This window comes from Anabaenopsis arnoldii, assembly GCF_028331025.1.
Lineage (GTDB): Bacteria > Cyanobacteriota > Cyanobacteriia > Cyanobacteriales > Nostocaceae > Anabaenopsis > Anabaenopsis arnoldii.
The window spans coordinates 1-10,845 of record NZ_JAQMUH010000046.1 but is presented as its reverse complement, the minus strand read 5'-3'; the positions used below and the strand labels follow the sequence as shown (position 1 = coordinate 10,845).

The 10,845-nt window shown below is 41.8% G+C and carries 8 protein-coding genes; 2 read left to right on the top strand and 6 right to left on the bottom strand.

Going from position 1 to position 10,845, the window contains the following annotated elements:
- Nucleotides 1–670: 670 nt before the first annotated feature.
- Nucleotides 671–874: a hypothetical protein gene (locus tag PN457_RS03815; RefSeq protein ID WP_271731436.1), complete on the bottom strand. Its 204-nt coding sequence runs from the start codon at nt 872–874 to the stop codon at nt 671–673.
- A gap of 194 nt (nt 875–1,068) precedes the next feature.
- On the bottom strand, nt 1,069–2,286 hold the full coding sequence (locus PN457_RS03810; RefSeq protein ID WP_271731435.1) for an extracellular solute-binding protein: 1,218 nt from the start codon (nt 2,284–2,286) through the stop codon (nt 1,069–1,071).
- Between the two features lie 295 nt (nt 2,287–2,581).
- Here PN457_RS03810 and PN457_RS03805 point away from each other — a divergent pair, with 295 nt between their 5' ends.
- Nucleotides 2,582–2,956 carry a hypothetical protein gene (locus tag PN457_RS03805; RefSeq protein ID WP_271731433.1) on the top strand — a complete coding sequence of 125 codons (375 nt, stop codon included), beginning with the start codon at nt 2,582–2,584 and terminating at the stop codon, nt 2,954–2,956.
- A 119-nt stretch (nt 2,957–3,075) separates the two neighbouring features.
- On the opposite strand, the gene cobT is transcribed toward PN457_RS03805, so the two are convergent.
- Together cobT and PN457_RS03795 are read right to left on the bottom strand one after the other, a co-directional pair.
- Nucleotides 3,076–4,206 (bottom strand): nicotinate mononucleotide-dependent phosphoribosyltransferase CobT, encoded by a 1,131-nt coding sequence (cobT, locus tag PN457_RS03800; RefSeq protein WP_271731431.1) that lies wholly within the window; start codon nt 4,204–4,206, stop codon nt 3,076–3,078.
- 4 nt (nt 4,207–4,210) lie between these two features.
- A complete protein-coding gene (locus PN457_RS03795) occupies nt 4,211–4,936 on the bottom strand; it encodes a DUF2232 domain-containing protein (protein ID WP_271731429.1) in 726 nt (241 codons plus the stop codon).
- 411 nt (nt 4,937–5,347) lie between these two features.
- Here PN457_RS03795 and PN457_RS03790 point away from each other — a divergent pair, with 411 nt between their 5' ends.
- A complete protein-coding gene (locus PN457_RS03790) occupies nt 5,348–9,157 on the top strand; it encodes a hypothetical protein (protein ID WP_271731427.1) in 3,810 nt (1,269 codons plus the stop codon).
- Nucleotides 9,158–9,214: 57 nt separating this feature from the next.
- On the opposite strand, the gene PN457_RS03785 is transcribed toward PN457_RS03790, so the two are convergent.
- Nucleotides 9,215–9,991 (bottom strand): carbohydrate ABC transporter permease, encoded by a 777-nt coding sequence (locus PN457_RS03785; RefSeq protein WP_271731438.1) that lies wholly within the window; start codon nt 9,989–9,991, stop codon nt 9,215–9,217.
- A gap of 112 nt (nt 9,992–10,103) precedes the next feature.
- Nucleotides 10,104–10,652, bottom strand: a complete 549-nt coding sequence (locus PN457_RS03780) for a 5-formyltetrahydrofolate cyclo-ligase (RefSeq protein WP_271731425.1) — start codon at nt 10,650–10,652, stop codon at nt 10,104–10,106.
- Between the last annotated feature and the right edge of the window lie 193 nt (nt 10,653–10,845).

Below are 10,845 nucleotides of genomic sequence, written 5' to 3'. Positions count from 1 at the left end.
CTGGACATGGGAAACTAGGGGATATACAAGGGCAGAAATTTCAATATAGAGGATAGCAGACAGTAATTTAGCAGACAGTTTATTAAAATTTATACAAGTGTAAATAACTTTAAGTTAGAATAACTGTAAGTTTGTCATCTATCCTAGGGTAGAGATAAAACCCCCCATGTGATCTATCATCTATTCGTTTATATCCACTATCTGTTGTTAAACGCAAAGAAGTGGGGGATCTTAACCACCTCACAGATCCCGGACTTCTAGTTAAATTATCTTAGATTATCTGTGATGATGTGAGAAGTCGGGGATCTTAACCAAAGTTATCCTAGATTATGTGTGATGATGTGAGAAGTGGGGGATCTTACGCCCCGTCACAGATCCCGGAATAGCGATCGCCTTTAACAGCAGCGCTTCGCTATCGCATCTTGTCAAGATCATCAAATACATGATCTTCGGTGTCAGATTTATCTGACTTTAGCTTTGAGACGGGGGTTTCTAACCCCCGGTTCCGCGTGTAGCATCAAACGGGAATTTTCAACTATTCTGGGTATCGATTCGCTTTCTCATATGTATTACCAAACCAAAAGCGCCCATCCGGTGGGTCAATATAGCCCAGAAGCAGCAGAGAAAGCCGCCAGAGAGTGGATAAGAAAAGGTAATTGAAGCAGCAAAGTCAAGCGTTCTCGGCTAGTGCTTCTAAATGAAAAGCCAAATTACTCAGGGCCATTTCAATCTCGGAACTGTAAGCAATGCGCCGCCATTTTGGTGTTGTGGCATTGTCCATGGCTGTTGTTTCTATGTATTGAGCAACAACCATGAGTTTTTCTGGATCTGTTGAGGCTGCTGCCAAATTGTTTAAAAATTCTTGAGGTGTCATGGATCTCCAACTAATGTGTGACAGTATGGCAGTTTTATAGCTGCTATCAGAATAACTATTCCACCTCAATCATTCTGTTCATCATACTCATCTTTGCCAGAACCATAATTTCTTGCCAATTAATAGCTACTGGTGGGTTGACGATATCATTGATCATTAACTGGGATATTGGTAACCTCGTCTGGGAACTGATTTTACCCTTGTTTGATTTTGGCAAACAAAGATTCATATTCCTGAATTGCTGATGGAGGTAAGGAACTCAGAAATTCGCTGTTCTCGAAAACTTGACGATTACTCTGTAGTAGGCTTCTAAATGGTTCTTGCAGGTTTGATAGGTCAACATGAGGAGAAATTGGGGAATTACTTCTAGTGATCACAGAAATTTGTTTTGCGATGTCTGGTTGCCAACAAAAATCAATCCACTGTGATAAAAAAGTCTCTTTTTTCACTTTTGTAGGGCATACCCATAAGTCAGCCCAAATTGCTGTTCCTGATTTGGGTATAACTGCGGCAAATTGAGGATAACGTGACAAAACCGGTATTATGTCGCTAGACCAACCAACGGCTAGCCAAGTATCTCCAATAATGAGCGGTTCTAGATAGTTTTGGGAACTGTATAATTTTACCTGTTTATTTAATGCTCTGAGTTCATTTTCTAAGTCTGGTATGGTCTGAATATTTTCTGTGTTGTAGGATTTTCCTAGCTTTTTTAAAACCAGACCGATCACTTCTCTAGATTGATTGAGTAAAGAAATCCGCTGCTGTAGTCCATCTCGCCACAAATCACTCCAATCCTGCGGAGTCCAACCCAAACTTTGCAACTTTTCACGATGATAAATAATTACTGTGCTTCCCCAACGGTACGGAGCCGCCCACACGTTTCCTTGAGGATCTAAGTTACCTTGATCATCGCGTATTACCAATTGCTGCCACTTTTGATCTAAAGCGGACCAATGTTTTAACTGTTTGACTTCTTCTAGTGGTTGAATGAGTTTCTGTTCAATAGCTGCTTTGAGCCAGTAATCTCCCAATGTTACTAAGTCAGATGCAACTGCTGGTTGCGATCGCGAAGCGCTGCTGCTACCAGATCGCATAAATGGTATAAACCGATTCCAAAATCCCTTGCTAGTGGGTTTTGAGGTATCCTCCCAAGCTTGCAATTGTTTGAATAAATCTTCTATTTGTTCAACTGGGGCAAAATTCAACTGTACCTGTTGCTGTAAACTTCGGCGAAACTGAGGAACTATCTGACCGGGGATGGAACCTTTTAATAACTGGATATGCAGTTGTGTTTGATTGCTTGTATCACAACCGACCAGAATCTGGGACAGCGCCACTGCACCCGCAGCCAATAAAAAAGAACGTCGATCTATCGATTGTGGATTTGGAATTTTGGATTCTTGATTACACATATATTAAATAAATATATAGAATATACTCCAAGTGCTGATTTAGAGGTATTGTCGGAATAATATTAGTAAGCTTGAGGCATTAAGTAACTTTAAAGTATTTTTCTCAAAAAAAAACTGCCCGTAAGTTTATTATCCTCAAAATTATACTTTTAAGAAACTTTAAGTTCTATTGAGGATTAAATACTTACTGATTATACCCTGATCCCTTGTGGAAAAAATTAAATAATTCAAAAGTATAGTTAATATCACCTACAAATTGAATAACATAAGGAAAATATACGGAATAGGATATTAAATGGAGACATTGCAAACGCAAATTATAAATTTGAGTCATAAGCTTGATTCCCTCTACCAGGTGATTGAAGCACTTGATAGTAAAATTGCTCAAGCTTTCTCGGAATGTTCTTTAGCAAACACACAAGCTGGGAAGAATTCTCTAGGGAAGAGTGATGTAGTTCGCTCCCAGTTAAAAGAAGATATGAACTTACATCCAGAGCTTGAGCATAAGGATGTATTGACAGATGGTATGTCTTTAGACCTGAATCGGCAAAGTGCAGATAAGATATTAACACCGGAAATTCAAATACAACGACTAACAGCACAGTTAACGGCAGCATACAATCGCATTGCTGCTTTAGAAGAACAATTAATGAAAATTAGAATTCATTGACTTACGGTGTTGCACCACATAACTCTCGATAAGGGCGTGTGGATAGGCATTCCTACCCATTGCAGGAGAACGAGTCTCAGATAATTTCATCATTGTACAATGGACATTTTTGAAGTGAATTAGCAATTAGAGGTATATTGGTCTAGTTGAGCTTCAATGGCAGTTAAAAGTTGATTTTGCTGCCAATTTTGCCTGAGATGAGCAGCAATACAAGCACCTCCAGCACCTATCCCTTCTTTGACAAAGCCCTGCTCATAAGCTTGGAGTTGCGGATAACGAGAGTTAGCAAAATTTAACTGAGTAGCAAGTAGAGGGGGGATATTTTTGCCTAAGCTCAGGGCTAAGTCAACGGTTTTACCAGTGGGATCTTCTGCTACCCAACGGGTTGTACCTACAACTACTTCTGCTGGTTGCCAGGACAAGTCATAAGCATCAGCGATCGCACTTATTAAAGCATAAACTGCCAGCATTTGTGTACCACCTGCCAGAAGAACACCACAATGGCGACTAGCTGCGATAGTCATTCCAGCTACCACCACCTGCATGGGATCACCCACTGCGGCCACAAGTTGTAAAGGATCTATGAGGTCAGAGGGGGGAGATGATTCTTTTTGCGCTGGGAGCCTCATCCTTTCCAGTCCGGCTTGTACTACTGCCCACTTTTGTGTATGATTACAAACAGGATGGCTACTGTTGACTTTTTCAGCAGCGTCTATGCCCAAGCCAGTTAAAACTGCTAGAGCGGTTGTAGTACCTCCGACAACACACTCACCTAAAATCACATATCCTTGTTGAACATTAGTAGCCAGGCGTTCTCCCCAGAGTAGCCCTTGCTGGAGCAAATGGTGTACCGTTGTAATTTTCATAGCAGCACCTTTACTTAAACAGTTAGCCGGGTAGCCACCCAGATCAATAACTGGTACTGCGGGAGGCTGAGGTAAGCCAGCATTAAACAAATAAATTGGAATATTGAGCGCCTCAACAACAGCACGAGAAATGATTACAGGTGAAGCGCCGGCGGTCAGCGGTGGTAGGGGATAGAGAGGTTTTCGTCCTGGTCCGTAATATAAAAACTCAGCATCAGCACAAGCTGTATACTTTCGAGCTTCTGGAGTACTACCAGCCGCTGAAATACCCGGAATGAGGCCAGTGTCAGTAAAACCTAAAACACAGGCAAACAGGGGTAAACCACCCCTATACTTAGTAATCCATTTTTGACCCTGTTGGATTTGGGTATAAATACGAATCAATTACTTAACCTTCATAATCCATAATCACCTGCACCCATTGTGGCGGACGCGGAATCGGATTTCCAATAGCGCCCAATAATAGCCATGCTGCCAGGTGTACCATAAACAGGTAAATAAAATTATTGAAGACAATCAAAGCGACTGCTCCCACTTGCACCACAAACAAACTAGGGCTAGCTAATAATTGTAGCCTCAAAAATACCCACTCTATCAGTTCTGTTACCTGGTTAATCACATAAACCCACAGGTCATCACCCGATAACACAGACAGCAACCACAACCGAAAAAACACCCCTAAGGTACCCAAGAGGGTACCCAAGGTAATAGATACAATCCAGGGAACACGACGATACCATGTTGCCCCTAAAAGCACACCCATAAAGGCAAAGGGCATAACAAATAATAGACTACGAACAGGCCCCATGAGAACTGATAGCAGCAAACCAGAAGTAACAGCAGCCATCCAGGCGGCTCTTTTGCCCCAACGTAGGTAAACTAGAGCGATGGGTACAGGAAAGAATATCCGTAATACCGGGCCCAAAGGAAAGTAGAAATTAATCAACCAAATCAAACTAGCAGCACTGGCTAAAAATGCTGTTTCTACCATTCGTAAAGGCGCGTCAACTTTTAGTCTAGGTCGCCTCAAATGCTCTGGTTCTAATTGTTTGTTAATGGAGTCGGGAAATTCCGGGGCTGGGTTTTCATCTGGTAGAGAATTTGAAATACTCATGGTGAAAAAAGTTTGAACGACTTTGACCTCAGTGTTCCGCTATAGTCAATACTGCGTATTTAGACGCTGGTTCCTCAGTCCATGAGCAAAAAATATCATGCGCTGACAGTTCTTGTTTATTGGTATGGGAAGGAAACAAGGGATAGATATTCCAGCCTATTTAAAAATCGGATAGGACTCCTATAGGTTAGAATTACAGGACTTACGTAACTGGCATAATACCGATCTGTTAAACCTACCCAAATTTACCTGAATCCAGAGTTAGCCGGACAAAAGACGACCAAGGACATTTGATGATGATAAATCCTTCTTTTAGACTAGTATATTTTAGTAGGTTTTGTCAAACGGTTACCACCTGGTGAAATGTGGTAATTCTCATGTAAGTAACAATTCTAGCCAAGGTAATTGAAAGTGACTTCCCGCGCAGATGAAATCCAAAAATTAATTGCAGACATTGACAACTTAATTAACAGCCGTGTTCAGCCTGACTTAACGCTTCTACCTGATCAAGGATCGGAAACCAGAGAGGTTTTAGAAAAACTTCGTACCTTCCTTGTCCAGGAAAAAGAACGTGAGACTTTAAATAATCATAACCAAAACCAGTTGAGGGTGGCGGAGGAAAAGTCACGTTTGTCAGAGAAATTTCTCACTCAGGTTGATGGTAATCAGTCTAGCCAAAGGACAGAGCCAAACCAAGCTGACCGGGAACAAGGTAATTTGCTATTAAATCAATTAAAGGGCGAATTATCAACATTAATACAGCCATTACAAGCGGAATTAGCTGCAATGATGCAAGAGCGGAAAATTCTGGCACAAGAAATTAGACAGCTCGAGCAAAGGAAACTGCACAACTACTCTTTAAGCCAGCAGTATGCTCAACAGGAGCAGATGATTTCCGAATTTTTGCAGTTACTTATGAGCCGAATTGTATCTAATTTAATACCAAATATCCTAGAAAATTACAGTAAGGAGTCCAGTTCAAATAGTACTAATAATGACAAAAACACACCCGCATTCTCTAGGAGTCAACCTTTATTACAAACATCAGAACAGACCCAACGGTTAACACACCTGACCAGGGAACTGGATCAACGTCTATTATCCCTTGATGCGACTGTAAATTTCGTCTTTGAGGCGCTACAACGCAATATCAACACTTATCACCAGTCTTTAAATCAAGGGTTGGGGAGAATGCACAGTACAGGTGTGCAGGGCGAGCAGTTGATGACCAACTTTGTGAAAAACTTAACGCAGCAATTGCAGCAACAAGCCGCAATGAATCTGTTATCTGTCCCAGAGTTACAAAAAAATCAATCCGTATCTCCAGCACCATCATTATCAACTCAGGTAAATAATATTGCGCCAGCAGCAGTAGAAGATGATCATCTATCATCTAGTAACGTTGTAGATAGCTTAGAATCACCTGGTGATCAAGTCGATGAACTTTATGCCAGTTTATGGGGTAATGATAATTTAACTATATCGAGGGGTGATGTAGAAGATTTACCACCGTCGAATATTGCACAAAATATACCTGAATCTCAAAGTAATCCCTTAGAAGCAGATGGGAGAGGGACTACTCTTGAATCTCCAATGGAACCAGTGCAAAAGTTATTAGATTCTTCCTTGCAAGAAGCAGATGCAGAATTAGAGTTATGGCAAGAACCGTCTTTTGAGGAAGATACCAACCCAGAACAACCTACTGATTTATCTGGCTTGTGGCCAACAGAAGAGGGATTCACTAGTACTGTTTCGATACAGCCAAGCAGTGCTGATACTAGCCCAGTGAGTGAATTATTGACTAATTTAGATGGTGAACAAGATGAGTTAGAAGTTTCTTCTGGCTTGGAAACAGCAGAGGTTGAGGATGATAGTCAGCAGTCTTCACTAGTGCTGCATGAGCAGGAACAGGAACATTTAGATCACGATATTTCCACAGCGCCCACAGACAACTTATCCATGGTTACGCCACGCCAGCTATCACCCGGGGAAAACCAGTCTGTTAATCCGGATCAGATGAGTCTGAGTCAAGATCTGACCCAAGAATTTGATCAGGATTTAGCCGACCTGAGTGAAATGCTAGAGCCAGATTTCAACTTGAGTCTAATTTTCGCAGCTTTGGAAGATAGTATAAACCAGCCGCCAAACAATTTTGCAACTGCAACTGAGGCTGACTCTGATGTGGATGTATTCCAGATTAATCCCATCTCTTCGCCGCAAACCGAAGCTGAGTTCGATTTTAGCCCCACAACAGAAACACAAGAGCAAGTCAGTACTGAGCACAGAGCCTCTTTAATTGGCAGTCCTAAGTTTGTGAAGAATAAAGATGTGGCGCTAAATATACAGGAATCGATTTGGTATCTAGGTATTGATCTGGGTACTACTGGAATTTCTGCGGCTTTGTTGAATCTTTCCACTGCTGTGGTTTATCCTATCTGCTGGTCAGCAGACAAGCAACGGGGGGTTAGTTCTTTTCAAGAGTCGTTTCGTTTACCAGCAGAGGTTTATCTACCCACAGGTTCTGTACCTCCAGCGGAAACGCAAAGCCCAGAGGTTCAAAATTTTTTGGCGCAAGCTAATCAAGAGCAGAAGCATAATTTTTATTCAGTACAGTTGAAGCCATATTTGCAGGTAGCTATCCCATATCAGAATGAACAAGAAACATGGGAACCTATATTGCAGTTCAACAAGTTTTCTGCGGGTCCTTTAATTTGGGTTGTGCGATCGCTCTCCAAGTTACTGTTAACCTTAAAATCAGATGGCCATAGTACCACTCAAGGTTTAACCGCTAGTGCTGTGGGTTTAAATCAGGAAACATTCCATGAGATTATTAATAAAATTGCTGGTGTCATTTGCACCTGTCCATCTAGCTGCTCAGAAACATATCGGTTTAATGTGCGGGAAGCTGTACTCTCTAGTAAATTAGTCCCACATCCACAGCAAGTATTTTTTCTGGAGGAAGCCATTGCTAGTCTACTGGGTAGACTAGATGGCGCTCATGGTGAAACAGTGCTTACTGATTACCAGGGGTTAAATCCAGCCAGACCTGATGATCATCCTATGGTTGGTTACACCTTGGTGATTAATATTGGCGCGACTACAACCGAAATGGCCCTGGTTAATTTACCAGAGAACCTAGAGCAATTAGTACACGGTGATTTCATGCTCCATAGTTTTGCTTATGCTAGCAATGCCATTGAGCAAGATATTATCTGTCAGTTACTGCTTCCCCCCAGATATCGAAAAACACGCCAGAATTATGAGGAAGACAGTACAACAACCGCTAACAACTTTTGGCAATGGCAACCTACTTTTGCTGACAAAGTAAGTTTCACTAGCAGTTTGGGACTAGCAGAATTAGATTTACCACAAGTGGGGAAACCGGATATTAAGGCTCGGATTCGTCTCCAGCAGAAGTTACAAAGTTCTTTGTTAGGACAGGCGGTACTAGATGCAGCCTTGGCTTTAAAGCTAATTTTACAACAGCAGGATTCTTTTGCTCTGGAATTAGCAGATCAACGGTGGGTATTACAGCGAAGCGACTTAGAAAATCATGTGTTGATTCCCTTTGTGCGACGTTTAAACCAAGAGTTGAAAAAGTTGTTAGCAGTTAGCGGTCTACCGGCGACAGCAATTAATCAGGCTATTTTAACTGGGGGGATGGCTTCTTTAGAAATTGTGAATACGTGGCTACAGCAAGAACTACCTGACGCTAAGATTATTCAAGATTTATATCTGGGTAAAAACGGCACTCCCAATTGTAGTCGGGTAGCCTATGGTTTAGCGATGTTACCTTTGCATCCCCAGGTTTTAGAACAATCCCGGCAAGTATACAGTGACTATTTCCTGTTCACGAAGTTACTGCAATATTGTTCTCATAGAATTTTATCTTTTGACGAAATTCTCCAGCTATTTGAGGGTGATGGTATTAATACGACTATTTGCCAGGAACGCTTATTGGCTTTCTTGGAAGGTGAGTTACCTCCGGGTTTAATACCTGCAACTCCAGATTCTGCCTGGATAAGTGAAAGTACTGGAAATAATTCTCTCTACCAGTCTATTGCAGCGGCACCACTGTTTAAAAAACGCGGAAATATCACTTATCGTGTGAATTTGCCACAGTTGCAAGTTTTACAACCCTATCTAGATGCTATCAAAGCCAGTAATCAGCAAACAATGGAGGAGCATTACACCGTCAATTTCAGTTTAAAGCTGATATGAACCTGCCCGTACTAGTAAGTAATGGTAGCTCTGACTGGCTATAAAATCAGAGGATTTTTACCCTTTGACACCAGTGCTAGTTTCTGTTGGTACGATGTAGCGCTGTAAAAATGAAAATAATAGCAGTATGGGCGCAACGGATATGATGGAACCAGCAGCTACTAAGCGCCAGTCTAAAGAAAATGTCCCGGCTAATTTGGCGACTCCCAAGGGAAGGGTATATAAGCCTTCATCTTGAATGACTATTAATGGCCAAAGAAAGTCACTCCAAGAGCCGATAAATACAAAAATCGACAGGGTAACTAATGCTGGGCGAATTGCTGGTAACATTATATGCCACCATAAGCCTACCTCAGAACTACCATCCATGCGGGCAGCTTCTTCTAGTTCTTTGGGCACACCCATAAAGGCTTGTCGCAGTAAAAAAATGCCAAAAGCTGAGGCTAAACTGGGAAAAATGATGCCTAAGTAAGTGTTTCTTAAACCCAGTTGCACTGTCAATATGTATAGGGGAATCATGACGATTTGAAAGGGAATCATGATTGTAGAGACGATAGCAATAAAAATAGAGTTTCGCCCCACAAATGATAGTCTAGCTAAGGGGTAAGCGGCTAGGGAACAAAACAGTAGATTCAAGGCTACTGTGAGCAGTGCTACTAAGGTGCTATTATAGAGGTATTGTGCAAAAGGTAGCGATCGCCACACAGTCAAGAAGTTATTGATTGTGGGTTGACTGGGTAACAACTGGGGGGGAGACTGTAAAATATTTTCTGTGGGAGACTTTAAGGCTGTGCTGATCAGCCACAGCAGGGGAAACAGAGTTACTAGTGCCATGGCTCCTAATAACCCGTAGATTAAAATCAGTTTTAGTCGTGAGTTGGGGATGTTCAAAATCGTCAATTGATAATTCTTGATGGATAGCACATTTGTAGGGGACGAAATTGGTTTAACTGCAATGGTTTTCACTAATCACAGCTTGTAATGGTTTATCCCAAATGTCCACAGGTAATTGAGGTAAATAGGCAAAATCAAAGACAATACCGATAGTAGACTTACTTACCCATGCTGGAGAACTGAGTAAACGATCATAATAACCCCCACCATAACCTAAGCGATATCCTTGATAGTCGCAAGCCACACTAGGGACAAGTATCAAATCAACGGATTCAGGGTCTACAATTGGCGCTTGGGGATGGGGTTCTGTAATCCCATAAGCGCCAATATTAACAGCATCGAGGGGCGTGCAAAAATGCCAGGTGAGGGACTTACCAACACACCGGGGAAATCCCCAACGATACTGAGAATCGGCAAATAATGGACTGAGGTCAGGTTCTTGACGAACACTGAAATAAGCTAGTATTGTTTTAGCTTGAGTAAATAGAGCAGACTTTTGTAGTTGCCTACAGATGCGATCGCTTTTTTCTCTCCATTCTTCCACAGACATGGACTGGCGTTTTTGAAGTAAAACACGGCGTAACTCAGCTTTATCTAACAAAACTCAAATAACTCACCTCAGCACCATAGTTATACAGCATTTTGCCGATACCATTAAACTAAGCCGGTCAGTCACCCAACCGACTCGTCTACAAAACCGTACGTGAGACTTTCACCTCATACGGCTCCTCAGTGATATGGTTCTTGTCATGAATACCTGTAAGACTTCCATCTCTGGCTGTCTTCTTGTCGTG

Excerpts from the sequence above, each read along its gene's own strand:
- PN457_RS03805 (WP_271731433.1), top strand. The coding sequence starts at position 2,582 with ATGGAGACATTGCAAACGCAAATTATAAATTTGAGTCATAAGCTTGAT.
- PN457_RS03795 (WP_271731429.1), bottom strand. The coding sequence starts at position 4,936 with ATGAGTATTTCAAATTCTCTACCAGATGAAAACCCAGCCCCGGAATTT.
- PN457_RS03815 (WP_271731436.1), bottom strand. The coding sequence starts at position 874 with ATGACACCTCAAGAATTTTTAAACAATTTGGCAGCAGCCTCAACAGAT.
- PN457_RS03810 (WP_271731435.1), bottom strand. The coding sequence starts at position 2,286 with ATGTGTAATCAAGAATCCAAAATTCCAAATCCACAATCGATAGATCGA.
- PN457_RS03785 (WP_271731438.1), bottom strand. The coding sequence starts at position 9,991 with ATGGCACTAGTAACTCTGTTTCCCCTGCTGTGGCTGATCAGCACAGCC.